The organism is Phycicoccus sp. HDW14, from assembly GCF_011383005.1.
In the GTDB taxonomy this organism is placed as follows: Bacteria; Actinomycetota; Actinomycetes; order Actinomycetales; family Dermatophilaceae; genus Phycicoccus.
The window spans coordinates 2,467,946-2,492,457 of sequence record NZ_CP049935.1 but is presented as its reverse complement, the minus strand read 5'-3'; the positions used below and the strand labels follow the sequence as shown (position 1 = coordinate 2,492,457).

At 74.2% G+C, this 24,512-nt stretch carries 24 protein-coding genes, 1 tRNA gene and 2 pseudogenes; 18 read left to right on the top strand and 9 right to left on the bottom strand.

The annotated features are described in order from the left end of the window. Positions 1-2 precede the first annotated feature (2 nt). Genes G7075_RS12160 through G7075_RS12140 form a run of 5 tightly spaced genes read right to left on the bottom strand, consistent with a single transcriptional unit; the run spans position 3 to position 4,259 of the window. The gene (locus G7075_RS12160; protein WP_166122115.1) at positions 3-647 is read right to left on the bottom strand and encodes a PIG-L deacetylase family protein; all 645 of its coding nucleotides are present in this window, start codon (positions 645-647) and stop codon (positions 3-5) included. Further along, positions 644-1,465 carry a sugar phosphate nucleotidyltransferase gene (locus tag G7075_RS12155; RefSeq protein WP_166122113.1) on the bottom strand — a complete coding sequence of 274 codons (822 nt, stop codon included), beginning with the start codon at positions 1,463-1,465 and terminating at the stop codon, positions 644-646. The genes G7075_RS12160 and G7075_RS12155 overlap by 4 nt, the downstream gene beginning before the upstream one ends. Continuing rightward, positions 1,465-2,694 carry a class I SAM-dependent methyltransferase gene (locus tag G7075_RS12150; protein ID WP_166122111.1) on the bottom strand — a complete coding sequence of 410 codons (1,230 nt, stop codon included), beginning with the start codon at positions 2,692-2,694 and terminating at the stop codon, positions 1,465-1,467. The genes G7075_RS12155 and G7075_RS12150 overlap by 1 nt, the downstream gene beginning before the upstream one ends. Next, the gene (locus tag G7075_RS12145; protein WP_166122109.1) at positions 2,694-3,731 is read right to left on the bottom strand and encodes an NAD(P)-dependent oxidoreductase; all 1,038 of its coding nucleotides are present in this window, start codon (positions 3,729-3,731) and stop codon (positions 2,694-2,696) included. Before G7075_RS12145 ends, G7075_RS12150 begins: the two co-directional genes overlap by 1 nt. Next, positions 3,732-4,259 (bottom strand): hypothetical protein, encoded by a 528-nt coding sequence (locus G7075_RS12140; protein WP_166122107.1) that lies wholly within the window; start codon positions 4,257-4,259, stop codon positions 3,732-3,734. 679 nt (positions 4,260-4,938) lie between these two features. On the opposite strand from G7075_RS12140, the gene G7075_RS12135 reads away from it, so the two are divergent. The 3 genes from G7075_RS12135 to G7075_RS12125 are packed head-to-tail and all read left to right on the top strand — an operon-like array spanning position 4,939 to position 8,583. Further along, positions 4,939-5,835 (top strand): hypothetical protein, encoded by an 897-nt coding sequence (locus tag G7075_RS12135; RefSeq protein WP_166122104.1) that lies wholly within the window; start codon positions 4,939-4,941, stop codon positions 5,833-5,835. Beyond that, positions 5,807-7,420: an O-antigen ligase family protein gene (locus tag G7075_RS12130; protein WP_166122102.1), complete on the top strand. Its 1,614-nt coding sequence runs from the start codon at positions 5,807-5,809 to the stop codon at positions 7,418-7,420. Before G7075_RS12135 ends, G7075_RS12130 begins: the two co-directional genes overlap by 29 nt. Beyond that, the gene (locus G7075_RS12125) at positions 7,417-8,583 is read left to right on the top strand and encodes a glycosyltransferase (protein ID WP_166122100.1); all 1,167 of its coding nucleotides are present in this window, start codon (positions 7,417-7,419) and stop codon (positions 8,581-8,583) included. The genes G7075_RS12130 and G7075_RS12125 overlap by 4 nt, the downstream gene beginning before the upstream one ends. Positions 8,584-8,593: 10 nt before the next feature. On the opposite strand, the gene G7075_RS12120 is transcribed toward G7075_RS12125, so the two are convergent. From G7075_RS12120 to G7075_RS22040, 3 genes are all read right to left on the bottom strand, one after another. After that, positions 8,594-9,106 (bottom strand): endonuclease/exonuclease/phosphatase family protein, encoded by a 513-nt coding sequence (locus tag G7075_RS12120; protein ID WP_371814240.1) that lies wholly within the window; start codon positions 9,104-9,106, stop codon positions 8,594-8,596. Then, the gene (locus G7075_RS12115) at positions 9,103-9,396 is read right to left on the bottom strand and encodes a hypothetical protein (RefSeq protein ID WP_166122096.1); all 294 of its coding nucleotides are present in this window, start codon (positions 9,394-9,396) and stop codon (positions 9,103-9,105) included. The genes G7075_RS12120 and G7075_RS12115 overlap by 4 nt, the downstream gene beginning before the upstream one ends. Positions 9,397-9,508: 112 nt before the next feature. Further along, positions 9,509-9,637 (bottom strand): hypothetical protein, encoded by a 129-nt coding sequence (locus G7075_RS22040; RefSeq protein ID WP_256378025.1) that lies wholly within the window; start codon positions 9,635-9,637, stop codon positions 9,509-9,511. Between the two features lie 199 nt (positions 9,638-9,836). On the opposite strand from G7075_RS22040, the gene mfd reads away from it, so the two are divergent. The 12 genes and pseudogenes from mfd (at position 9,837) to G7075_RS12060 (ending at position 22,556) form a co-directional block, all read left to right on the top strand. Further along, positions 9,837-13,433 carry a transcription-repair coupling factor gene (mfd, locus tag G7075_RS12110; RefSeq protein ID WP_166124363.1) on the top strand — a complete coding sequence of 1,199 codons (3,597 nt, stop codon included), beginning with the start codon at positions 9,837-9,839 and terminating at the stop codon, positions 13,431-13,433. 19 nt (positions 13,434-13,452) lie between these two features. Beyond that, positions 13,453-13,950 (top strand): hypothetical protein, encoded by a 498-nt coding sequence (locus G7075_RS12105; protein ID WP_166122094.1) that lies wholly within the window; start codon positions 13,453-13,455, stop codon positions 13,948-13,950. Next, a complete protein-coding gene (locus G7075_RS21245; protein ID WP_166122092.1) occupies positions 13,947-14,891 on the top strand; it encodes a MazG family protein in 945 nt (314 codons plus the stop codon). Before G7075_RS12105 ends, G7075_RS21245 begins: the two co-directional genes overlap by 4 nt. Positions 14,892-15,083: 192 nt before the next feature. Beyond that, positions 15,084-15,167: pseudogene (locus G7075_RS22840) on the top strand (hypothetical protein); the annotation flags it as partial. 137 nt (positions 15,168-15,304) lie between these two features. Further along, complete coding sequence (locus G7075_RS12095; RefSeq protein WP_240917577.1) at positions 15,305-16,252, top strand: carbohydrate kinase family protein; 948 nt, start codon at positions 15,305-15,307, stop codon at positions 16,250-16,252. Then, positions 16,249-17,187 carry a pseudouridine-5'-phosphate glycosidase gene (locus G7075_RS12090; RefSeq protein ID WP_166122090.1) on the top strand — a complete coding sequence of 313 codons (939 nt, stop codon included), beginning with the start codon at positions 16,249-16,251 and terminating at the stop codon, positions 17,185-17,187. Before G7075_RS12095 ends, G7075_RS12090 begins: the two co-directional genes overlap by 4 nt. Positions 17,188-17,314: 127 nt before the next feature. After that, positions 17,315-18,178: a type IV toxin-antitoxin system AbiEi family antitoxin domain-containing protein gene (locus G7075_RS12085; protein WP_166122088.1), complete on the top strand. Its 864-nt coding sequence runs from the start codon at positions 17,315-17,317 to the stop codon at positions 18,176-18,178. Positions 18,179-18,220: 42 nt separating this feature from the next. After that, positions 18,221-19,510, top strand: coding sequence for a phosphopyruvate hydratase (gene eno, locus G7075_RS12080; RefSeq protein ID WP_166122086.1), 1,290 nt, complete (start codon positions 18,221-18,223; stop codon positions 19,508-19,510). 26 nt (positions 19,511-19,536) lie between these two features. Beyond that, positions 19,537-20,214, top strand: a complete 678-nt coding sequence (locus tag G7075_RS12075; protein WP_166122084.1) for a septum formation initiator family protein — start codon at positions 19,537-19,539, stop codon at positions 20,212-20,214. Further along, complete coding sequence (locus G7075_RS12070; RefSeq protein ID WP_205860487.1) at positions 20,211-20,738, top strand: DUF501 domain-containing protein; 528 nt, start codon at positions 20,211-20,213, stop codon at positions 20,736-20,738. Before G7075_RS12075 ends, G7075_RS12070 begins: the two co-directional genes overlap by 4 nt. Beyond that, a complete protein-coding gene (locus tag G7075_RS12065; RefSeq protein WP_240917576.1) occupies positions 20,735-21,688 on the top strand; it encodes a Ppx/GppA phosphatase family protein in 954 nt (317 codons plus the stop codon). Before G7075_RS12070 ends, G7075_RS12065 begins: the two co-directional genes overlap by 4 nt. Before the next feature lie 175 nt (positions 21,689-21,863). Then, positions 21,864-22,556: an SAM-dependent methyltransferase gene (locus G7075_RS12060; protein WP_166122080.1), complete on the top strand. Its 693-nt coding sequence runs from the start codon at positions 21,864-21,866 to the stop codon at positions 22,554-22,556. A gap of 84 nt (positions 22,557-22,640) precedes the next feature. On the opposite strand, the pseudogene G7075_RS22835 reads toward G7075_RS12060, so the two are convergent. Then, positions 22,641-22,952 (bottom strand): annotated as a pseudogene (locus tag G7075_RS22835) (VOC family protein); the annotation flags it as partial. 103 nt (positions 22,953-23,055) lie between these two features. Here G7075_RS22835 and G7075_RS12050 point away from each other — a divergent pair. The 3 genes from G7075_RS12050 to G7075_RS12040 all read left to right on the top strand — a co-directional run bounded on the left by G7075_RS12050 (position 23,056) and on the right by G7075_RS12040 (position 24,481). After that, on the top strand, positions 23,056-23,388 hold the full coding sequence (locus G7075_RS12050; RefSeq protein ID WP_166122078.1) for a PadR family transcriptional regulator: 333 nt from the start codon (positions 23,056-23,058) through the stop codon (positions 23,386-23,388). A 53-nt stretch (positions 23,389-23,441) separates the two neighbouring features. Next, positions 23,442-24,371, top strand: a complete 930-nt coding sequence (locus G7075_RS12045; RefSeq protein ID WP_166122076.1) for a hypothetical protein — start codon at positions 23,442-23,444, stop codon at positions 24,369-24,371. Positions 24,372-24,406: 35 nt separating this feature from the next. Further along, positions 24,407-24,481 (top strand) — tRNA-Leu (locus tag G7075_RS12040). The last annotated feature ends 31 nt before the right edge of the window (positions 24,482-24,512 follow it).

Genomic DNA, 24,512 nt, shown 5'->3' with positions numbered 1-24,512 from the left:
CCTCAGCCCACCGTCACGTCGAGGCGGGCCTTGGTGACGAGCAGCCCCTCGGCAAAGGGCGCACGGCACTCCATCCCGCGCAGCCGCATCAGGCCGAGGAACATCTGCTCGTCCCACCAGTCGCGGGAGTGCTGCGACGGGTAGTGCTCGTCGAGCAGCTCCCACTTGCGCCGCGCCACGGACTCCTCGAGCGGCACGTAGTGGGTGACCGGCCCGAGGTCGCCGTCCCACTTGGGGATCTCGTAGTGCAGGACGAGGGAGTCGCGCCAGGTGGTCGTCGTCAGCTCGGCGAGCAGGCGGTGGTCCTGGTGCCGGTCGTCGGTGCGCGGCACGAGCACGACGTGCGGGGTGGGCAGGTCGCGGGCGGCGTCCTCGAGGTGCTGCTTGACCGCGCCCCAGTGCTCCGGGAAGCGGCCGTCGGGGACGTCGAGGAAGCGCGGCGGCTCGGCGTTGCCGAAGGCCGTGGCCGCGGCGAGGCTCTCGGCCCGTCGCCGCGGGTCGCCCGAGAGGACGACGGAGCGCACCGTCGCACGTCCGGACTCGGCGAGCATCAGCAGCGTTCCGCCGCAGCCGATCTCGATGTCGTCGCAGTGGGCCCCCAGGCACAGGACGTCGAGGTGTCCCGGGGGGAGCCGGAGGTCGATCACTGGACCACGAAGGAGGTGCCCGACGTCGAGGTCGGCTCGACGCCGTCACGCCACACCGCCCACGGAGCGGTCCCCGTGCGGTTGAGGTCCTCGAGCTCGGCGCGCTCCTTGAGGGTGTCCATCGGCTTCCAGAACCCGTCGTACGGGATGGCCAGCAGCTGCCCGCGCTGCGCCGCCCGCTCGAAGGCGTCGCCGACGAGGTCCTCGCCCTCGCCGAGGTGGTCGAAGATGCCCTGGCGCAGCACGAAGAACCCGCCGTTGATGCGCAGCGGCAGCTCGGTGGCCTCCTGGAACCCGGTGACCCGGTTGTCGTCGCCGACGTGCACGACGTGGAAGGAGCCCGGTGGCTTGATCGCGAGGAGGCTGCCGAGGGCGTCGGTGCCGCGGACCTGCTCGATGATGTCGTTCATCGGGGCGTCGGTGAGCACGTCGCCGTAGTGCGCGAGGAACATCTCGTCGTCGCCGAGGTAGCGGCGCACGCGGCGCAGGCGCTCACCGATCTGGGTGTTGAGACCGGTGTCGGCGAAGGTGATCCGCCAGTCGCTGATGTCGTGGGTGACCAGCTCGACGGAGCGGCCGCCGTCGGACAGGACGAAGTCGTTGGACGCCGTCTCGCGGTACTCGAGGAAGTAGTCCTTGACGACGTGTGCCCCGTACCCGAGCGCGAGGATGAACTCCTTGTGCCCGAAGTGTGCGTAGTACCTCATGATGTGCCAGAGCACCGGCCGCGACCCGATGGGCATCATCGGCTTCGGGCGGGGGTCCTCCCCGACGCGCATCCGCAGGCCGTAGCCGCCGCAGAAGAGGACGACCTTCATCAGAAGACCTCGAGCGTCGGGAGCGGGACGACGAGCTGTGCCCCCCACTCGCGGGTGTAGGCGAGCTGCTCGGTGATCTCGGCCCGCAGGTTCCACGGGAGGATGAGGATGTAGTCGGGCTTGCGCGCCGCGAGCTCCTCCGGCGGGTGGATGGGGATGTGGGTCCCCGGGAGGAACCGGCCGTGCTTGAAGGTGTTGCGGTCGACCGTGAACGCGAGCAGGTCCGAGCGCACCCCCGCGTGGTTGAGGAGGGTGTTGCCCTTGCCCGGGGCCCCGTAGCCGGCGACCGTCTTGCCCTCGCGGGAGCGCTCGACGAGGAACTCGACGAGGTCGTTGCGCACCGCGCTGACGACCGGGGCGAACCCGCCGTGGCCCTCGACGGTGTCGAGCCCCGCTGCGCGCTCGTCGGCGAGCACCTTCGCGACCCGCTCGCTCGGCGGACCGGCCGACTCGGTGGGCATCGACCACGTGCGCAGCGAGCCGCCGTGGCTCGTCAGCTCCTCGACGTCGACGACGGTGAGCCCCGCCTCGGCCAGCACGCGCTGCGTCGTGAGGAGCGAGAGGTAGGAGTAGTGCTCGTGGTAGATCGTGTCGTAGAGGCGGTCCTCGATGAGCCGCAGCAGGTGCGGGATCTCGATGGTCAGGGTGCCGTCGTCGGCGAGCAGCGCCCGCAGGCCCTTGGCGAAGTCGACGATGTCGGGGACGTGCGCGAAGACGTTGTTCGCCGCCACGAGGTTCGCCTTGCCGTGCTCGCCGGAGATGCGGGTTCCGGTCTCCTCGCCGACGAAGGCGACGACCGTGTCGATGCCCTTCTCGCGCGCCGCCTCCGCGACGTTGGCGGCGGGCTCGATGCCGAGGCAGCGGATCCCCTTGTCGCGCACGTGCTGCAGCAGGTAGCCGTCGTTGCTCGCCACCTCGACGACGAACGAGGACCCGTCGAGCCCGAGCCGCTCGACCGCGGTGTCGACGTAGCGGGCGGCGTGCCGCACCCACGAGTCGCTGAAGGAGGAGAAGTACGCGTAGTGGCTGAAGATCGCCTCGGCCGGGATGTAGTTCGGCAGCTGCACGAGGAGGCACGACGAGCAGACCCGCACGTGCAGCGGGTAGAACGTCTCGCCCTGGTCGAGCTCGTCGGCGGTGAGGTAGCTCTCGCACGGTGGCGACATGCCGAGGTCGACGAAGGTCTGGGTCAGGTCCGCGCCGCAGAGGCGGCAGGTCGGGACGTTCATCAGGCCCCCTGGGGCTGTCGGGTCAGGCGCAGGTCGGCGGTCATCTCGCCGCTCGCCATGAGCTGGTTGATGCGGGCCAGGCGGACGAACCGGGGACCGGTGAAGTCCTCGGCGGTCAGGCCGTTGCGCCGCATGTCGTCGGCGAGCTCGTCGATGCCGCGCTGCACCGTCCACGTGGGGCGGAAGGCGGGCAGCTGCTCGGTCACCTTGCCGAAGCTCACGCGGTAGTCGCGCTTGTCGGGACCCGCGCCGGGGGCGAAGGTGACGGGGGCGTCCATGGTCCGCGACACGGCGAGGGCGATGTCGCGCACCTGCACGACGTCCTCGTCGCGGCCGACGTTGAAGGCCTGGTCGTGCACGACCTCGCGGGGGGCGTCGAGGACGGCCATGAACGCGGCCGTGATGTCGCGGATGTGCACGAGCGGGCGCCACGGGGAGCCGTCGCTCTGCATCTCGACCTTGCCCTCGGTGAACGCCGTGCCGGTGAGGTTGTTGACGACGATGTCGGCCCGCAGCCGCGGGGAGGACCCGTACGCCGTGGCGTTGCGCAGGTAGGTCGGGCTGAAGGTGTCGTCGGCGAGCTCGGAGATGCCGCGCTCGGCCATCACCTTGCTCTCCCCGTAGGGCGTCACCGGGTTGAAGGCCGCGGTCTCGTCGACGTCGCCGTCGCCGGCCGCCCCGTAGAGCGAGCACGACGAGGCGAAGAGGAAGCGGCCGACGCCGGCCTCGCGGGCCACGCGCGCCATGTGCACGGCACCGTCGGCGTTGACCGAGTAGGTGGCCCCGGGGTTGAGGTGCCCGATCGGGTCGTTGGAGATCGCGGCGAGGTGGATGACGGCGTCGAACCCCGCGAGGTCCTCGGCGCGGGCGTCGCGGACGTCGCCGGTCCGCTGCTCGTAGTCGGTGCGGGGGGTGCCGAAGTCGCACCCGTCGTACCAGCCCGCGTCGAGGCCGACGACGTCGTGGCCGGCGTCGAGGAGGGTGGGGACCATCACGGCTCCGATGTAGCCGCGGTCCCCGGTGACGAGGAGTCGCATCTAGACCCTTTCAGCGTGCTGCGTGTCGACGCGCCGCAGCCAGACCTCGCGGAAGAACGCGTAGTCCTGGCGGGGGCACAGCTTGTGGTAGTCGCCGACGCAGACCGCGCCGTCGAGGATGATGCTCGGGGTCTTCGGGACGATCATCTCGCCCGTCTTCTCGTCGAGCAGGCGCTCGACGCGGCGCAGGACGCGCATCCGTCGCCCGCAGTAGCGGACCATCTCGCGGTCGAACCAGAGGTTGCGGTTGCGCTGGCTCTCGTTGAGCGTCGCGAGGATCTCGGGGAGGCTCTTGACCTCGACGAGCTCGCCCGGCTGGAGGTCGAGGGCCTCGACGGGCGTCTTGGTCAGTGGCCCGCGCAGGTCGGGCAGCTCGTGACCACCCTTGTAGCGCAGGCGTTCCGGGAGCCGGTGCCGGGCGAAGCGCTGGTAGCGGTCGACGAGGTTGATGCCCATCGCGCGGGCGAAGAGGCGCAGCGGCACGTTGCGGTGCTCGAGGTCGCGGATGTAGTGGCGCAGGCCCGCCATCGGGCGGGTGGCCTCGGGAGGGCGGTCGCCTGGCAGCGGTAGATCCCGGGCGCGGTGGTCGTGGCCGGGGCCAGGCGGGCCTCGAGCGCCTCGACGTCGGCCGCCTCGACCGGCGTGGCCGGTGCGTCGGCCGGCTCGAGCCACTCCTCCTTGAAGAAGAAGAGGCACCCGGCCTGGCAGCCGCCGTGCGCCGACCCGTCGCACCGGACGCCGACGAGGTGCACGGTGTGGTCCATCTCGCGGCTGCAGCCGGTGATGTCGACGGTGTCGCACGTCTTGTCGGCGCGGGCGTGCACCTCGAGGGTCTGGCCGCACAGCGGGACCATCTCGGGCATGAAGGGGAGGTTCTCGAGGTCACCGCGCTCGTCGAGCGTCCGCAGCACCTCGGCAGGCGACTTGACGCGCACCCGGTCGCCGCGCGTGAGCAGCGTCGTGCCGCCCCTGGTGGATGGTTCGTCCTGCATCTTGCTCCCTGCTTCCCCGATGCACGCATTCCTGCTCCAAGGATCCCTAAAGTACCGCGCACCCCCCGGAGGCCGCGGCGTTTTCCGACTCTTCGCCCGACCGCCGCCCCCCGTTCGGACCGGCAATGTCCGGAATGCCCGTCGACGCCTCCGGCGCAGCGGTTACCCTCGTGTGGTCACCAGTCATGATCCGCATGACGGAAGTAGGGGAAAACGTGGATGCGCTCGACGTCGTCGGAGTGAGCCTCCGGCGCTGGTATGTCATGGTGCCCGTGCTGCTCATCGCAGCAGTCGTCGGGTACGGCCTGGCGGAGCGCCAGAAGCCGGTCTACACGGCCTACGCCGCGTACGGCCTCGTGTACACGCACGGCAACCAGGTCAGCCCGGGCGCCCGCGACCCCCGCAGCGACAACCCGCTCTTCGGTGGCGACGCCACCCTGCTGTCCGAGGCCCTCCAGTCCGACCTGCTCTCGAGTGCCGCGCAGCAGTCGCTCGGCAAGGCGGACACCAGCGGTGTCGCCCCGGGCGAGACCGACACCGGCACCCGGTACACGGTCTTCCAGCCGCAGAACACCCAGAGCTACCTCATCCAGGCCTGGGGCGAGTCCAGCGACGACGTCCGCACCGTCGTCGACGACGTCCTCAAGCAGACCGGCCCGCGCGTCGAGGCGATCCAGGACCGGGCCGGCGCCCCCGCCGTCTCGCAGTACACGACGTTCACGACGGCGGCCACCCAGGTCAACGAGCTGCCCCCGCAGTCCAAGCTCAAGCTGATCGTCGCCCTCGGCGGCATCGGCCTGCTCACCGGTGCGGCCCTCTCGATCCTCGTCGAGCGGGTGCTCACCCGTCGCCGCCGCGAGGCCGAGGGGGAGGGCGGCGCGAAGCACGTGGCGGCCACCGAGCCCGCCGGCGACGAGCCCCACGCGGCGACGGCCACCGACGAGGCCCGCGACGCGAGGGCCCACGAGGCCGCGGCGGCGGCCACCGACGAGGCCGACGACGAGTCCCTCGACGTGGCCGAGCCGGACGTCGACGAGGACGACGCCGCGTCGGGCGGCTCCGACCGGGACAGGACGTTCTCCGGTGGCCGCGCGCGCCAGCTCTCCCGCTGACCTGCTGACCCGCCGCCGCTGGCTGACCTCCGCGCAGCTGCGGCGGGCGCTGCGCAGCCGTCCGGCGACGGTGCTCTACGTCCTCGTCGCCATCGCCTACCTCGTCTCGATCCTCGTCCTGCCGTTCAGCTTCGTCGCGTCCGCGGGGCTCCTCGGGGCGGCGTTCGTCGGCGGCCTGGTGTCGGTGTCGCGGCGCGACGCCCTCACCGTCCTCACGCTCGTCGTCATCCTCGTGTACCTCCTGCCGGAGAACTACGTCCTCGTCGGGCCGCTGCGCTCCACCGGCAACCCCGCGCTCCTCGCGGGACTGCTCGCCCTCGCGCTGTGGGCCGCCGGGCGCGTGCTCGGCCTCGTCGAGGCCCGGGCGGCGCACCCGGTGCGGTGGCTGATGCTGGCCTACGCGCTCGCCTCGCTCACCGCCTTCGCGGCCGGGATGACGCGGGTGCTCACCGACACGGAGTCCGCCGGCGCCATCCGCGCGGTCTTCCCCGCGCTGGCGGTCATCGGCATCGCGATGATCGCCGTCGACGGCCTCGACAGCCGCGCCCGCGTCGAGCTGCTGCTGCGCCGGCTCGTGTCGGTCGCGCTCGTCGCCGCCGTCATCGGCATCCTCGAGTTCGCGTCGAGCACGTTCAGCTACCGCGAGCTGATGCACCTGCCGGGCCTGACGACGACGACCCAGATCATCAACGACACCCGGTCCGGCTTCTCGCGCATCGACGGTGCCGCCGCGCACCCCATCGAGTACGCGGTGGCCCTGGCCGCGCTCGCCCCGCTGGCCCTGCACTTCGCCCTCTACGACGACCGCCGCAGCCGGCGGCTGCTCGCGGCCGCGGCGCTGACGGCGATCCTCATCGTCAACCCGATGACCGTCTCGCGCTCCGGGCTGCTGACCCTCGCGGTCGGCCTCGGGGTCTACGCCGTGGCCCTGTCCCGGCGCCAGCGGGCCAACCTCGTGGTCCTCGGGGCCTTCGGGCTCGTCCTGTTCCGGTCCGCCGTGCCCGGGCTCCTCGGGACCCTGCGCAGCCTCGTCTTCATCGGCAACACCGACCCGAGCATCGAGGGCCGCACCGAGGACTACGCCAAGGTGCCGGGGCTGCTCGACGGGCACGTGGTCTTCGGACGGGGTCTCGGCACGTTCGACCCCCTCGCGTACTTCTACCTCGACAACCAGTACCTCGGCAGCCTCCTCGAGGGCGGGATCATCGGCCTCGCGACCCTCGCGGCGGTCTTCGTCATCGGGATGGGCGTCTCGCGCGGGGTGCGCCACCGAGCCACCGACCCCGCGCTGCGCAGCCTCGGCCAGGCCCTCGCGGGCAGCATCGCCGCCCTCGCCGCGGCGGCCGGGACCTTCGACGAGCTGAGCTTCAAGCAGACCGGGTTCACCCTCTTCCTGCTCGTCGGCGCCGCGGGCGCCCTGTGGTCGCAGCTGGCGGACCGTCCCAAGCTGACCCGGGAGCAGCTGCGGGCGTCCGCCGGGCCAGGTGCCGGGCCCGACGCCCCGGCCGACGCCGTCCCGGCCGATGCCGTCCCCACGTCGTCTGCGGCTCCGGTCGGGGCCGAGCCCGTCCCCAGCGCCCGGTGACGACCGCGCCCGGCACCGGCCCCGTGCCGGTGGTCTTCTCGCTGGCCTTCCAGTCGTGGGCCGACGCCCAGGCCCGGCAGCTGTCCTGGTCGGCCGACGTCATGGTCGACCAGCTGGCCCGTGACGAGGCCGTCGACCCGCTCGTCGTCGTCAACGGGCTGCGCTCGCACGCCGCGCGCCTGCGCGGTGGCTCGAGCAGCTGGCCGGCGGACCCGGGGTACACCGGCAGCCAGTCGCTGCTCCAGCCGCGCCGCTGGCGCCGTACCGACCCGCCGCGGTGGGCCGCGGCCGCGCGCGAGTACGCGAGGCTCGACCGCACGCTCCTGCGGCGGGCGGCCGGCTCGGGCAGCCGACCCCCCGTCCTCGTCACCTGCCACCCGGTGCACGCGGCGGTCGCCGACCGCGACGCCTGGGCCGACGTCGTCTACTACGGCTGGGACGACTGGGCCGAGTACCCGCCGTTCGCCGGCCGCCGGGACATGCTCCTCGAGGCCTACTCGCGGATGGCCGAGCGCGACGTCGTCGTCATCGGGGTCACCCGCCGGATCGTCGACCGGATCGGGGCGGCCCGTTCGGCGGTCGTCCCCAACGGCATCCACGCCTCCCACTTCGAGGACCTGCCGGACGTGCCGGACTGGTTCGCCGCCCTCGACGGCCCGGTGGCGCTCTACGCGGGCTCGCTCGAGGTGCGGGTGGACCGCGACGCCCTGCGCCGCCTGGCCGCCGACCTCCCGGGGTGGACGGTGGTCCTCGTCGGGCACGAGGCCGACCCGAGCCTCTTCGACCCGCTGCGCAGCGTGCCGAACATCGTCGTCCGGCCGCCCGAGCCCCGCCCCCGCGTCCTGCGGATGATGGCCTCGGCCGACGTCGGCCTCATCCCGCACCGGGTCACGCCGATGACCGAGGCGATGAGCCCGCTCAAGCTCTACGAGTACCTCGCCTCGGGGGTCCCCGTCGTGGCGACCGACCTCGAGCCGATGCGCGACGTCAGCGACCGGTGCCTCCTCGTGCCGGGCGGGGCGGAGCTGGCGCCCCGGGTCCTCGAGGCGGCGGCCCTGGGCCGGGCCGGACGCGAGGAGGTCGAGGCCTTCCGCGCCGCGCACGACTGGTCGGCGCGCTACGACGCCTGGCGGGCCCGCGCCCTCGGGCTGCCCCCGCGGTAGTCGCGACCGGTCAGCCGGTGCGCGCGCCCTCGCGCAGGGCCACCCGCGCGACGAGGCCGAGGTGGTCGGAGCCGCTGATGTCGACGCGGTCGACGGCGGTGACGGTGAGCGCCCGCCCGACGAGGACGTGGTCGATGGCCGTGAAGGGCGGGGGAGCGACCCCGTGCGACGTCCAGTGCCCGTTCGCCGGGAAGGTCGGCGCCCAGCCGGTGTCCGCCATCTCGGCCGCGTCCCGCAGGCCGGCGACCCCGAGCAGGCGGCGGAAGGGCTGGTGCGGGGTGTCGGCGTTGAAGTCGCCGACCGCGAGCACCGGGACCGACGGCTGGTCGCGCGCCTGGCTCGCGAGTGCGTCGCCGATGGTGCGCAGGTGGGCCGACCACGGCCTGCTCCCGTCGGCGTACGGCGGTGGGGGGTGCACCGCGGCGAGGGCGAGCGTCCCCAGCGGCGTGCCCTCGAGGACGAAGAGCCGCGAGTCGTAGTCCTCGGTGAGGACCCGCTGCGAGGTGTAGGGGTAGCGGCTCAGGAGGATCGTGTTGGACGGGCTCGGGGAGTCGACGCCGCTGCGGTAGGGAAGGAGGAGAGGAAGCCGGAGGCCTGCAGACGGTCGAACTGGCCCGGCTGCACGTCGACGAGGACGACGACCTCGGCCCCCGCGGACCTCACCTCCGACCGGAGGTCCTCGACGTCGCCGTACTCGAAGTTCTGGGTGAGGACGGTGAGCCCCGGGCCGGCGGCGGCGGCAGGCCGGCCTCCGGTGAACGCCGGTGCCAGCCACCAGAGATGGGTGGCGGCGACGGCGACCGCGAGGACCACACCGACGGCGGCGGGGCTCTGCCCCGGCCCGCGCGCCGGGCCGGCACGGCGAGCAGGGCCGCGGCCAGGAGGCCGGCGACGACGGCGAGCGGGCTGACCGTCGCGAGGAGGGTCATGAGGTAGGTCCGGGCTGGAGGATGCGCGCGCCCGTGAGCACGAGGGCGCCGACCAGGGCCGCTGCGCCGAGCAGGACCGAGAGGGTCCGCAGGCGCGTCCGCCGTCGGGTGGGCGCGGTGTCCATCCGGCGGCTCCCGTCGACGGTTGTGTGCGGTGGTGGGCGGGAGGCCTGACCCCCGCGGTGGTCGCCGTGGCGCGCGAGGTGACCACGTCGAGCGTAACCGCAGGTCCGTCGTCGTCCGGCGACCGCCCGCGGCGTCCGGCGACCGCCCGCGCTGTCCGCCGCCCGCCCGCGGGCATCGGCCGTCGGTGGGCGGCAGTAGATTGGGGGGACATGCCCTCGCTCACCCCCTGCGCTCCCGCGTCGCCGCGCTCCCCGGTCCCACCCGTCTCGCCGAGTCCCTCGCCGTGCCCTCGGCCGAGGTCGAGGCGTCGGCGCCCCCGGTGCCCGCGCCGTCGTCGTCGCCTCCCTCGCCCCGCGTCCCTCCGGCGCGCCCCTGCTCGCCGTCACGGCCACCGGGCGCGAGGCCGAGGACCTGCACACCGCCCTCAGCACCCTCCTCGGGCCGGACGCCGTCGCCCACTTCCCGTCCTGGGAGACCCTCCCGCACGAGCGCCTCAGCCCGCGCAGCGACACCGTCGGCCAGCGCCTCTCGGTGCTGCGCCGACTGGCCCACCCGGACGCCGCCGACGCCCAGCACGGGGCGCCGGACGTCGTCGTCGCGCCGGTCCGCGCCGTGCTCCAGCCGATCGCCAAGGGCCTCGGCGAGCTGCGCCCGGTGGCCCTCACGGCCGGGCAGGACGCCCCGCTCGAGCGGGTCGTCGAGGACCTCGCCGCGGCCGCCTACGCGCGCGTCGACCTCGTCGAGCGACGGGGTGAGTTCGCCGTCCGCGGAGGCATCCTCGACGTCTTCCCGCCCACCGAGGAGCACCCGCTGCGGGTGGAGTTCTGGGGCGACACGGTCGAGGAGATCCGCTGGTTCAAGGTCGCCGACCAGCGCTCCCTCGAGGTCGCCGAGCACGGCCTGTGGGCCCCGCCGTGCCGCGAGCTGCTGCTCACCCCGTCGGTGCGCGAGCGGGCCGCGGTCCTCGCCGACCAGCTGCCGGGCGCCGTCGACATCCTCGAGAAGCTCGCGCACGGCATCGCCGTCGAGGGGATGGAGTCGCTGGCGCCGGCGCTCGTCGACGGGATGGAGACCCTCCTCGAGGTCCTGCCCGCCGACTCCGTGCTCGTGGCCTGCGACCCCGAGCGCGTCCGCACCCGCGCCCACGACCTCGTCTCGACGAGCGAGGAGTTCCTCCAGGCCGGCTGGGCCAGCGCCGCCGGGGGCAGCGCGGTGCCCATCGACCTCGAGTCGGTGCTCGGCACGGCCTCGTTCCGCACCATCGCCGAGCTGCGCGAGCAGGCCCGCGAGCTCGGGGTGCGCTGGCTCGACCTCACCCCGTTCGGCGGTGACGGCGACGACGACACGATCGACCTCGGGCTCACCGTCGCGCCGACCTTCCGGGGTAGCACCGAGGGCGCCGTCGCCGAGCTGGCGCGCCTCGTCGCCGACGACTGGAGCGTCCTCGTCGCCACCGAGGGTCCGGGACTGGCCAAGCGCGTCGCCGAGGTCCTCGGCGAGCACGAGGTGGCGAGCCGCCTCGTGGCCGCCGACGGCGACGCCGAGCCGCGGGCCGGCCTGGTCACCGTCACCACCGGCGCGGTCGGCAGTGGGTTCCTCGCCGCCGCCGAGAAGCTCGCGGTCATCACCGAGGCCGACCTCACGGGGGCCGCCGCCGGCTCGGGCACCTCCACCAAGGACATGCGCCGGATGCCGTCGCGGCGGCGCAACCAGGTCGACCCCCTCCAGCTGCGCCCCGGCGACTTCGTCGTCCACGAGCAGCACGGCGTCGGCCGCTTCGTCGAGATGATGCAGCGCACCGTGCAGGGCGCCACGCGCGAGTACCTCGTCCTCGAGTACGCGCCGTCCAAGCGCGGCCAGCCCGGCGACCGGCTCTACGTGCCCACCGACCAGCTCGACCAGGTCACCCGCTACGTCGGCGGCGAGCAGCCCACGCTCAACAAGATGGGCGGCTCCGACTGGCAGCAGACCAAGGGCCGGGCCAAGCGCTACGTCAAGCAGATCGCCGCCGAGCTGATCCGCCTCTACTCGGCGCGGATGGCCACCCGGGGCCACGCCTTCGGGCCCGACACCCCGTGGCAGCGCGAGCTCGAGGACGCCTTCGCGCACGTCGAGACCCCCGACCAGCTGAGCACCATCGACGAGGTCAAGGCCGACATGGAGCGCGAGGTGCCGATGGACCGCCTCGTCTGCGGCGACGTCGGCTACGGCAAGACCGAGATCGCCGTCCGGGCCGCGTTCAAGGCCGTCCAGGACGGCAAGCAGGTGGCGGTCCTGTGCCCCACCACGCTGCTCGTCCAGCAGCACCTCAACACCTTCGCCGAGCGGTACGCGGGCTTCCCCGTGGTCGTCAAGGGCCTCTCCCGCTTCCAGACCGACGCCGAGGCCAAGGCCGTCATGGCCGGTCTCGCCGACGGCTCGGTCGACCTCGTCATCGGCACCCACCGCCTGCTGTCGAAGGAGGTCCGGTTCAAGGACCTCGGCCTCGTCGTCGTCGACGAGGAGCAGCGCTTCGGGGTCGAGCACAAGGAGCAGCTCAAGGCCCTGCGCACGTCGGTCGACGTCCTCGCGATGTCGGCCACGCCCATCCCGCGCACCCTCGAGATGGCGGTCACCGGCATCCGTGAGATGTCCACGCTCGCCACGCCGCCCGAGGAGCGCCACCCCGTCCTCACCTACGTCGGCGCCTACGACGAGAAGACGGTCACCGCGGCCGTCAAGCGCGAGCTGCTGCGCGAGGGCCAGGTCTTCCTCGTGCACAACAAGGTGTCGACCATCGAGAAGGCGGCGGCGCGCATCCGCGAGCTCGTGCCCGAGGCGCGGGTCGCCACGGCGCACGGGAAGATGGGGGAGCACAAGCTCGAGCAGGTCGTGGTCGACTTCTGGGAGAAGCGGTTCGACGTCCTCGTGTGCACCACGATCGTCGAGACCGGCCTCGACATCTCGAACGCCAACACCCTCATCGTCGAGCGCGCCGACCGGCTCGGCCTCTCCCAGCTGCACCAGCTGCGCGGACGCGTCGGCCGCGGCCGCGAGCGTGCGTACTCGTACTTCCTCTACCCGCCCGAGACGCCGCTCACCGAGACCGCACTCGACCGGCTCCAGACCATCGCCAGCAACACCGACCTCGGGTCGGGCATGCAGGTGGCGATGAAGGACCTCGAGATCCGCGGCGCCGGCAACCTCCTCGGCGGCGAGCAGTCCGGGCACATCGCCGGTGTCGGGTTCGACCTCTACGTCCGGCTCGTCGGCGAGGCCGTCGCCTCCTTCCGCGGCGACGGCGAGGAGGCACCGGCCGAGATCAAGATCGAGCTGCCGGTCGACGCCCACCTGCCGCACGACTACGTCCCGCACGAGCGGCTCCGGCTCGAGATGTACAAGAAGCTCGCCGCCGTCGTCGACGAGCAGCAGCTCGCCGAGATCGAGGGCGAGCTCGTCGACCGGTACGGCGCGGTGCCCGAGCCGGTGCGCAACCTCCTCGAGGTCGCCCGGCTGCGCACCGTCGCCCGGGCCGCCGGCATCGCCGACATCTCGGTCCAGGGGCAGCACGTGCGGTTCGGGCCGGTCGACCTGCGCGAGAGCCAGCAGCTGCGCCTCAACCGGTTGCACCCCAAGTCGATCCTCAAGGCGGCCACGGGGTCGATGCTCGTGCCGGCACCGAAGACGGCCCCGGTGGGTGGTCGGCCGCTGCGCGACCGTGACATCCTCGACTGGGCCGCGCAGGTGGTCCGCACCGTCGTCATGGACAATGTCGGTGAGGCCGCCCGTGCCGCGACCGCCCCCGCCCGGGGGTGACCCGATGAAAGGACTGCTCGTGACCCTCCCGGTTCGCCGCGTCGCCGCGTCGCTCGCCCTGGGCGCCGCCCTCGTCACCGCCGGCTGCGGCAGCACCGAGGCCGGCCGCGCCGCCACGGTCGACGGCCGCGTCATCACCGAGGACCAGGTGCACACGGCGCAGTCCGAGATCAACAAGGCCTTCCCGGCCGCCAACCTCACGACGGCCGATGTCGTCTACCGGCTCATCGAGGCCCCGTACGTCATCGACTACGTCGCCAAGAAGGGTGCGCCGCAGTCCGCCTCGGTCGCGCGGTCCAACTTCCCGGCCACCGCCGAGCCGTCCGCCGAGGCCATCGAGCTGCTCCGCGGGCAGTACGCGCGCCAGGTCCTCGAGCAGGCCGGAGAGACCCTCCCGGCCGACACCTTCGCCAAGGTCAAGGTCGTCGTCAACCCGCGGTACGGCACCTTCGACCCGTCGAAGAACGCGCTCACCGCCACCCGGCCCGACTGGCTGGCCGGCGCCGGCACGAAGTGACCGCCGGCCGGCTCGGCCTCGTCGTCACCTCGCCGCGGGTCGCCCCGGGGCTGTTGTCGCACGCGGCGTGGAGCGCTGTCGCCGGCGCCGACCGGCGGTTGGCCCGCAGCGCCGACGAGCCGCTCGTCGAGGCCCTCACCGACGCCGGGGTCGAGGTCGAGTGCGTCGGTGACGTCGCGCCGGCCGCGCTCGCCCGCCAGCTGGTCGACCTCGCCGGCTCGGTGTCGGTCGTGTGGCTCGGGTCGTCCGACGCCGACCCCGGCCTGTCCGACGCCGTCGCCGCCGAGGTCTCCCGCCTCGAGGTGCCGCCGGACGTCGAGCTCGTGGTCGGGTCGTGGGACGTCCAGGGCGGCCGGCTGCTCGACGTCGTCGCCGCGATGGACCGGCTCCGTTCGCCCGGCGGCTGCCCGTGGGACGCCGAGCAGACGCACGCCTCGCTCGCGCCCTACCTCGTCGAGGAGGCCCACGAGGTGCTCGAGGCCATCGACACCGGTGACCCGCGGCTGCTCGCCGAGGAGCTCGGCGACGTGCTGCTCCAGGTGGTCTTCCACGCCCGGGTGGCCGAGGACGCCGGCGAGGACGGCTTCGACGTCGACACCGTGGCCGGGCTGCTCGTCGACAAGCTCGTCCGGCGCCACCCGCACGTCTTCGCCGACGGTGACGCGAGCACGCCGGAGGAGGTCGAGCAGGAGTGGGAGCGCATCAAGGGCGAGGAGAAGGCCGGCGCCTACGCCGAGGACCTCCTCCACGGGGTGCCCGGCTCGCTGCCGCCCGAGCTGGCCGCGACGAAGGTGCTGGCCCGGGTCCGACGACGCGGGCTGGGGGTCGAGGCCACCGCGCTCGCCGAGCTCGAGGCGTCCCGGGTCGCGCTCGCCGCCGCCGAGGAGCGGGTGCGCACCGCCCTGCGCGCGGTCGCCGACGGAGCCACCCCCACCGCCTGACGGCACCCGGCACCCGGAGCCCTGACGCCCCGACGCCGGGCCGTGACTGCCCACCCGGAGCGCGTCGAGAGGAGGGAACACGCAGAGGATCCGGCGCGTGCGCCTGCGTGTTGCCAGATCTCGAGGGGTCCATGAGGGCCCGCGTTGTCCGATACTTGCTTTGGATGTGCAAGATCCCTTAACGTCTGCAATGTGAGTCTGACGGCGAGGGAGCGCGAGATCGTCGCCCTGCTGCGCGCCGAGCCGCTGCTCGACGCCTCCGCGCTCGCCGAGCGCCTCGGCTCCACCCGCGCCGCCGTCTCGGTCCACCTGAGCAACCTCACCCGCAAGGGCGTCCTCCTCGGACGCGGCTACCTCGTGCGGCCCGAGGCGCAGTCGGTCCTCGTCGTCGGGGAGCGGTCCTCGACGCCAAGATGCGGATCTCGGTGCGGCCGGTCATCGGCTCGAGCAACCCCGGCGTCTCGACGTCGGCGGTCGGGGGCGTGGGGCGCAACATCGCCGAGAACCTCGCCCGGCTCGGCAGCCCGACGGTCCTCGTGGCCGCGGTCGGTGACGACCTCGCCGGGCGCACCGTCGCGGCGCGCACCGAGGCGGCCGGCGTCGACTGCCGCCATCTCGTCACCTCGACCTACCCCACCGGCACGTACGCCGCGGTGCTCGACGACGAGGGCGACCTGCTCGTCGCCGTCGCCGACATGCGCGCCACCGACGAGCTGACCGTCGGCGAGCTGGGCGTCGTCCCGTCGCTGCTCGAGGGGGCCGACGCCGTCGTCGTCGACGCCAACGTCAGCCCGACCGTGGTCCGCTGGGTCCTCGCCGCCGCGGCCGAGGCCGGGGTGCCGGGGATCTTCGAGCCGGTGTCGGTCGCCAAGGCCACCGAGGCCGCCGGGGTGTTCGACGGCAGCGTCCCGGTGCACACCGTCACGCCGAACACCGACGAGCTGTCCGCGCTCGTCGGCCACCCCGTCGACCCCGAGGTCGAGGGCGTGGCCGAGGCCGCCGCGGTCCTGCACGACCGGGGCGTCGAGCACGTCTGGGTCCGCCGGGGCACGCGCGGCAGCCTGCTGTCCGTCGCCCCCCGCCCGTCCGCCGGCGACCCCGCGCCGGAGCGCCGCGTGTACCTCGTGAGCGCCCCGCCGACCACCGTCGAGGACGTCACCGGCGCCGGCGACGCGATGACCGCGGGGTACGTGCACTCCCTGCTCGCCGGCAGCACCGTCGTCGAGGCCGCCCGCTTCGGCCAGGTCCTCGCGGCCCTGACCGTCGCGTCGGCCGAGACCGTCCGGGCCGACCTCACGCCGGCGCTCGTCGCCGCCCACCTCACCCCCGACCAGCCACCCACCGAGGAGCTCTCCGCATGACCACCGCCGCCCCGGCCACCCCGCACCCGATGCTCGCCGTCGCCCCCGAGGTGCGCGACGCCCTCGCCGAGGGCCGGCCGGTCGTCGCCCTCGAGTCGACGATCATCAGCCACGGGATGCCCTACCCGCAGAACGTCGGGATGGCCCGGGAGGTCGAGCAGATCGTCCGCGACGGCGGAGCGGTGCCGGCGACCGTGGCCATCCTCCACGGCCGGCCCACCGTCGGCCTCACCGACGACGAGCTGGAGATGTTCGGCGCCGACACCGCCATCCGCAAGGTGAGCGTCCGCGACATGGCACACGTCGTCGCCACCGGGGTTCACGGGGCCACCACGGTCGCGAGCACGATGCGGATCGCCGCGCTCGCGGGCATCAGCGTGTTCGTCACCGGCGGGCTCGGCGGGGTGCACCGCGGCGCCGAGAGCTCGATGGACGTCTCGGCCGACCTCACCGAGCTCTCGCGGACGCCGGTCGCCGTCATCAGCGCCGGGGTCAAGTCCATCCTCGACATCGCCCGCACGCTCGAGGCCCTCGAGACCCTCGAGGTGCCGGTCGTCGGCTACGGCACCGACGACTTCCCGTCCTTCTTCTCGCGCTCCTCGGGCGTGGCCGTCCCCATGCGGGTCGACACCCCGGAGGAGGCGGCCCGGCTCGTCGCGGCCCAGCTCGACCTCGGGCTCGGCGCCGGCATCTCCATCGCCAACCCGGTCCCGGTCGAGGACGAGATGGCGCGCGAGGACATCGACGGCGTCATCGCGCAGGCCCTGGCCGACGCCGACGCACGCGGTGTCGTCGGCAAGGACATCACGCCCTACCTGCTCGGACGGCTCGTCGAGCTGTCCGACGGGCGCTCGCTCGAGACCAACCTCGCGCTCGTGCGCAACAACGCCCGCGTCGGCACCGCCATCGCCGTCGCCCTCGCCGCCCTGCGCTGAGGCCCACCGCGCCGCCTCGGCGCGCCCGAGCCCGCTGCAGCAGGCTCGCGCTCGTCGATCCGGCTCGGGCGGGAGCCCTGTGGACAACGCCGCGGTGGCCCAGACCGGCACCGGCAGGCTGGGTCACGTGCTCCCCGACCTGCGACGGATCCTCGACGGCGGACAGGGCGTCCTCGACACCGCGGCCGCCGTCCGGGCCGGCCTGTCCGCCGACGACCTGCGGCGTGCGGTGTCCGCCGGCGAGCTGCGTCGCGTCCGACGAGGGCTCTACGCGGCCGGCGCGGTCTGGGACGCGGCGCCTCCGTGGGAGCGGTACCGGCTGACCGTCGTCGGTGTGTTGGCCGCGCACCCGGGCTGGGTGGCCTCGCACCACGCGGCCCTGGTCCTCCACGGACTGCCGATGCACGGCATCGCGCTCGCCTCGGTCGACGTCGCGGCAGAGGTCGGCACGGCCAAGGTGCGCCCCGGGGTGCACGTCCACCGGCTGGCCCGCGACGACCGTCACCTGCGCTCCGCAGACCCCAGGGCGCTGCCGCCGGCCGTCGCCTGCGCCCAGGTCGCCGCCCGCGACGGCGTCGAGGCCGGCGTCGTCCCGATGGACGCCGCGCTGCACGAGGGCCGGTGCACCCGCTCCGACCTCCGCGCCGCGCTCGGTCATCCGAGCACCGGCCACGGCGTCGCCCACGCCCGGGCCGCGGTGGACCGGGCCGACCACCACGCGGAGTCGCCCGGGGAGTCCCGGACCCGGCTGCTGCTGGAGCCGCTCGGCGTCGAGGTGCGCACCCAGGTCGACCTCCACGACGCTGCCGGTCTCATCGGCCGGGCCTCACCGTCGCGGCCTGAGCGGCGTTCCGGACGCCGAGCCGGGTTCGTGACGCCCAGCCTGCTGCACCGGGCTCGTGCACACCCGTCCGGCTCGCCCGCCGAGCCCGCCGAGCCCGGGCGTCCGGGGTGCGGGTCGGTCGCGGGCAGGCCCGGCCACCGGGTCTAGGCTCGGGGGCGAACCCTTCCACCCCCAGTTCCAGGAGCCGATGTGGCCAGCATCGAGGCAGTAGGCGCGCGCGAGATCCTCGACTCGCGCGGCAACCCCACGGTCGAGGTCGAGGTCGCCCTCGACGACGGCACGGTCGCCCGCGCGGCGGTCCCGAGCGGCGCGTCCACGGGCGCGTTCGAGGCCGTTGAGCGCCGCGACGGAGACAAGGGCCGCTACGGCGGCAAGGGCGTCGAAAAGGCCGTCGACGCCGTCATCGACGAGCTCGGCCCCAAGCTCCTCGGCTTCGAGGCCTCCGAGCAGCGCCTCGTCGACGCCGAGATGCTCGCCATCGACGGCAGCGCCAACAAGGAGAAGGTCGGCGCCAACGCCATCCTCGGTGTCAGCCTCGCTGTGGCCCGCGCCGCCGCCGACTCCGCCGACCTGCCGCTCTTCCGCTACGTCGGCGGGCCGAACGCGCACGTCCTGCCGGTGCCGATGATGAACATCCTCAACGGCGGCAGCCACGCCGACTCCAACGTCGACATCCAGGAGTTCATGATCGCGCCGATCGGCGCCGAGTCCTTCCGCGAGGCCCTGCGCTGGGGCGCGGAGGTCTACCACGAGCTCAAGTCCGTCCTCAAGGAGAAGGGCCTGGCCACCGGCCTCGGCGACGAGGGCGGCTTCGCCCCGAACCTCGAGTCGAACCGGGCCGCGCTCGACCTCATCCTCGAGGCCATCGGGCGCGCCGGCTACACCCCGGGCGAGCAGATCGCGCTCGCCCTCGACGTCGCCGCCTCCGAGTTCCACGACGACGGCTCGTACTCCTTCGAGGGCGGGTCCAAGACCTCGGCCGAGATGATCGACTACTACGCCGACCTCGTCGCCTCCTACCCGCTGGTGTCCATCGAGGACCCCCTCGACGAGTCCGACTGGGACGGCTGGAAGGCGATGACCGACCGGCTCGGCGCCCAGGTACAGATCGTCGGCGACGACCTCTTCGTCACGAACCCCGAGCGCCTCGCCCGCGGCATCGAGACGGGCACCGCGAACGCGCTGCTCGTCAAGGTCAACCAGATCGGCTCGCTCACCGAGACCCTCGACGCCGTCGACCTGGCCCACCGCAACGGCTACCGCTGCATGATGAGCCACCGCTCGGGCGAGACCGAGGACGTCACCATCGCCGACCTCGCCGTCGCCACGAACTGCGGCCAGATCAAGACCGGCGCCCCGGCCCGCTCCGAGCGCGTCGCGAAGTACAACCAGCTGCTCCGCATCGAGGAGGAGCTCGACGACGCCGCGGTCTACGCCGGCGCCGGCGCGTTCCCCCGGTTCACCGCCGGTCGCGGCTGAGCCGAGAGCATCCGGGGGAGCATCCGATGGCCACGAGCCGCAGCACCGGACCCGCGTCGCGACCACCGCGGCGCGGGTCCGCGGCACGCCCGTCGGCCGCGTCCCGCGCCACCGCCTCCGGCACCGCCGGGAAGGTCACGAAGGGCACGACCGCCCGCGGCACGGGCCGGGCCGCCACCCGGCCCACGACCCCCTCCGCGGCGCGCTCGGCCTCGGCGGCCCCCCGCCCCTCGACGACCTCCACCACCACGGCCAAGGTCGTCCGGCGGGCCCCGTCCGGATGGCGCGGGCGCGTCGGGGGTGCCGCGTCCAACCGGGTGCTGCGCCGCGGGGTGGTGCTCGCCGCCATCGGTGTCTTCATCACCGTGCTGCTCGCCTCGTCGGTCGCCGCGTGGGTGCACCAGCGCGGGCAGATCGCGGCGCTGCGCGAGAAGGTCGCCTCCCAGGAGGCCGACGTCGCCGGCCTGCGCGCCGAGCGTGAGCGCTGGAACGACCCGGCCTACGTCGAGCAGCAGGCCCGCCAGCGGCTGAAGTTCGTCCGCCCGGGCGAGCGCTCGTACACCGTCCTCGACCCGCAGCCCGCGTCCCCCGACACCCCGACGATCGCCGGCCCCGGCGCCGACGAGCCCGCCTCGACCCTGCCCTGGTACTCGACGGTGTGGCAGTCGGTGCGCACCGCCGACGCACCCGGGGCCCAGCGGTGAGCGCTGCCGCCGACCTCCCGCCCGTCGCGCCGGAGGACCTCGACGCCGTCTCCCGCCAGCTCGGGCGCGAGGCCCGTGGGGTCGTCGAGGTCGCCCACCGCTGCCGGTGTGGCGAGCCCGACGTCGTGCGCACCGAGCCGCGCCTGCCCGACGGCACGCCGTTCCCGACCTCGTTCTACGCCACCTGTCCCCGCCTCACCGGCGCCCTCTCGACGCTCGAGAGCCAGGGGGTCATGAAGGAGATGACCGACCGGCTCGAGGCCGACCCCGGGCTGCGCACCGCCTACGAGGGCGCCCACGCCGACTACCTCGCGCGCCGTGCCGAGCTCGGCGACGTCCCCGAGATCGCCGGCACCTCCGCCGGGGGGATGCCCACCCGGGTCAAGTGCCTCCACGTCCTCGTCGCCCACTCGCTCGCCTCCGGGCCCGGGGTCAACCCGCTCGGCGACGAGGCGCTCGCGATGCTCGGGCCGTGGTGGGACCGCGCGCCCTGCTCGGAAACTCTTGCGGGAGAGGGCTCGTGACCCGTCGGGTCGGAGCCGTCGACTGCGGCACGAACTCCATCCGCCTGCTCGTCGCCGACGTCGGCGATGACGGCCTGCTCACCGACGTCGACCGGCGCACCGAGGTCGTGCGGCTCGGCCAGGGCATCGACCGCACCGGCGTCATCGCCCCCGAGGCGATGCAGCGCACGCTGGCCATGAGCCGCGAGTACGCCGCCCGCTGCCGCGAGCTGGAGGTCGAGGCGGTGCGCTTCGTCGCCACGTCGGCCTCCCGCGACGCCCGCAACGCCGACGAGTTCGTCGCCGGGGTCCGCGAGGCCTTCGGCGACCTCGACGTCGCGCCCGAGGTCGTGGCCGGCGAGGTCGAGGCCCGCCTGTCGTTCACCGGCGCCACCGGCGACCTGCGCCGGCTCGGGGTGCCGGGTCCGTACCTCGTCGTCGACCTCGGCGGCGGCTCCACCGAGCTGGTCCGCGGCACCGACGACGTCGAGGCCGGCCGCTCCGTCGACGTCGGCTGCGTGCGGATGACCGAGCGGCACCTGGCCGGCGACCCGCCGACCGACGACGAGGTCGTCGCGGCCCGTGCCGACGTCGCGCTGGCCCTCGACTCCGCCGAGGAGGTCGTCGACCTCGCCGGGCTCGGCACCGTCGTCGGGCTCGCGGGCAGCATCACGACCGTGACGGCGCACGCCCTCGGCCTCGGCCGCTACGACCGCGACGCGATCCACCTCGCCGAGGTGTCGCTCGACGCCCACCGCGCGTCGTGCCGGGCGCTGCTCGGGATGTCGCGCGCGGAGCGGGCGGCGCTGCCGTACATGCACCCCGGCCGGGTCGACGTCATCGGCGCGGGGGCGCTCGTGTGGCACGAGGTGCTCGGCCGCGTGGCGGTGCGCTCCGGCGCGGTCCGCGTCGTCACGAGCGAGCACGACATCCTCGACGGCATCGCCCTCTCGGTGGCCGACGGGCCCTGACCGCGCGCCGGGCCAGCTCGACGGCCGTCCTCGTGTGCGAGGGGCGCGCCGTCGCCGACGGGCGGCTCGGGGTCGGCCGGTTCTCCGACCCGGTGGCGGTCCGGCTCCTCGACCCCGACGAGCGCGAGGTCGTCGAGCGGGTCCGGGCCGGGCGGGCCGAGGGCTCGCCCTGGGGATGGCCGAGGAGATGCTGCGGCACACCGGGGCCACCATGGTGCCGCGCACCGTGGCCATCGACGACGCGGTGCGCGCGCACGGTGCGGCGCAGGTCGTGGTGCTCGGCGCCGGACTCGACTCCCGGGCCTGGCGGATGCCCGAGCTCGCCGGGGCGACCGTCTTCGAGGTCGACCACCCGGCGTCCCGGGCCGACAAGCAGCGCCGGCTCCGCGGCCTCGAGCCGGTGGCCGGGCGCGTGGTGCCGGTCGCCGTCGACCTCGCCGAGGACCCGCTCGCCGACGCCCTTCTCGCGGCCGGCCTCGACGACACCCGTCCGACGACCTGGGTGTGGGAGGGCGTCGTGCCCTACCTCACCCGCGTCGCCGCGATCTCGACCCTCGTGCAGCTCGCGGTGCTCTCGGCCCCCGGCAGCCGGCTCGTCGTGCAGTACCAGTCCCGGTCGGCGGTCATGAGCGTCATGCGGAGGGTGGCGCGAGTCGCCCACCGGGTGGCCCGGCAGCCCGACCCGCTGGCCGGCGAGCCGTGGCGCACCCTGCTGCGGCCCGACGAACTCGCCACGTGGCTGGCCCCGTGCAGGTACCGCGTCCTCGCGGACCGGTCGCTGCTCGAGCTCGCCGCGGGGCTGGACCTCCCGGACGGGTCGACCGGTTCGCTGCGCACCGGCCGGGTCGCGGTGGCGGAGAAGGCCTGACGCCTCAGGGCCAGGTGCTCGCGTGCGTCGCGAAGTCCTCACCGGTCTGCACCGGCACGACGCAGAAGGCCATCCCCCGGGATCGGCGAGCACCGCCCACCCCTCGTGCTGCGTGGTGACGGTGGCGCCGAGGGCGACGAGCCGGGCCACCTCGGCCCCGACGTCGTCGGTCTCCACGTCGAGGTGGACGCGCGGCGCGGTGCCCGGCCCGGTGCGCTGGAGCTCGAGCTTCACGCCCCCCGGCTGGTCGACGAGCGACTCGTAGGGGTCGTCGTCGGCGACGGTCGCGTCGGCGGCCCGGGGCGTGCCGGTGGTCGCCGCCCAGAAGGCCGCGGCCGCGTCGTAGTGCTCTGCGGGATGGTCGACGAGGACGACGCCGATGCGGCTGCGGTGCATCCGTCCACCCTAGGCGCCGGGTCGGACGACACGCCGGTGCCATCGTCTGCACGGTACTGCGGAGTGCGTAGTACTGTGCGGTCCACAGGAAAGGGAGGTGGCGATGGACGGCACCCAGCTGGTCAAGGGGGTCCTCGACCTCGCGGTGCTCGCGGTCGTCGCGGGCGAGGACGGCTACGGCTACGACATCGTCCGGCGGCTGCGCGACGCCGGGCTCGAGGAGGTCGGCGACGCGTCGGTCTACGGCACGCTGCGCCGGCTCTACGCGGCCGGGGCGCTCACCTCGTACGTGGTGCCCTCCGACGAGGGGCCCCATCGCAAGTACTACGGCATCAACCCGGAGGGACGGCACGTGCTCGAGACACAGGCGAAGACGTGGGGCGGGTTCGTCGCCACGATGGACGGACTGCTCACCGGGGCGGGGGCGGCGTCATGAGCGCCGCGACGACCGAGCAGCGCACCGAGGACGTGCGCGCGTAGATCGGGGCGGTGCGGGCCTGGCTGGCCGACCTGCCCGCCGACGACGTCGAGGAGCTGACCTTCGGGATGGAGGCCGACCTCGCCGAGCGCGCGGCCGAGGGCGACGTCCGGCTCGGTGACCTGCTCGGTGAGCCCGAGGAGTACGCGGCCGAGCTGCGTTCTGCCGCAGGGCTCCCGCCGCGAACGGCCACGGTGGAGGGGGCGTCGTCGCCGGGGTGGTTCGGCGAGCTGTCCGCGGCCGTGCGGACGGCCGGGGTCGATGCGGTGGCGCGCTGGCCGTGGCTCAGGGACCTTCGCCCGGTGTGGTGGGTGGCGCGCGGTCTGGTCCTGGGATGGGCCCTGGCCGTCGTGCTCGGCACGGCACTGTGGATGCTGCCGGTTCTCTCGGCTGCGGCGTCGTTCGCCCTCGGTCGGGCGCTCGCCCGTCCTCCTCGGGGAACCGGGGTGGGCGTGGCCGTGACCCTCGCCAACGTGCTGGCGGCCCTCCTCCTGTTCCCGAGTCTCGTGTCGGCCCTCGACGAGCCGGCCGACGGCCCTGTCGACGGCTGGAACCCTCCGGGGATCTCGCTCGACGGCTCGCAGGTCAGTGACCTCTACGTCTACGACGCGGCCGGGAACCGGGTCGAGGGGGCGCGGATCCTCACCGAGGACGGCCGCGGTCTGTTCGTGGACCCCGGAGCGGTCAACGGCGACGACGAGGTGCCGCTGCGTCCGGACGGCTCGGCGGACGTCGCCACCGACGTCTTCCCGCTCGTCGTCGGAGACCGTGACCCCTGGGCGGGCTCCGGCACCGGATGGACCCCGCCGCTGACGCTCTCGCCGTTGCCCGGTGCTCCGGCGCCGACCGCCTCGGGTGCTGCCTCCCCGTCGCCGAGCCCCTCGCCGTCGGCGTCGATGGCGAGCAGCCCGGTCCCGACGGCGACCCCCTCGGTGGGCTGAGCCGGAGCGGCGCAGGGGCGCGCTACCGTGGGCGCGCCCCCGTGGCCCAACCGGCAGAGGCAGGCGACTTAAAATCGCCACAGGTGCGGGTTCGACTCCCGTCGGGGGCGCGCCAGCGCACCCGAGGGGAGTCGGGAGGAG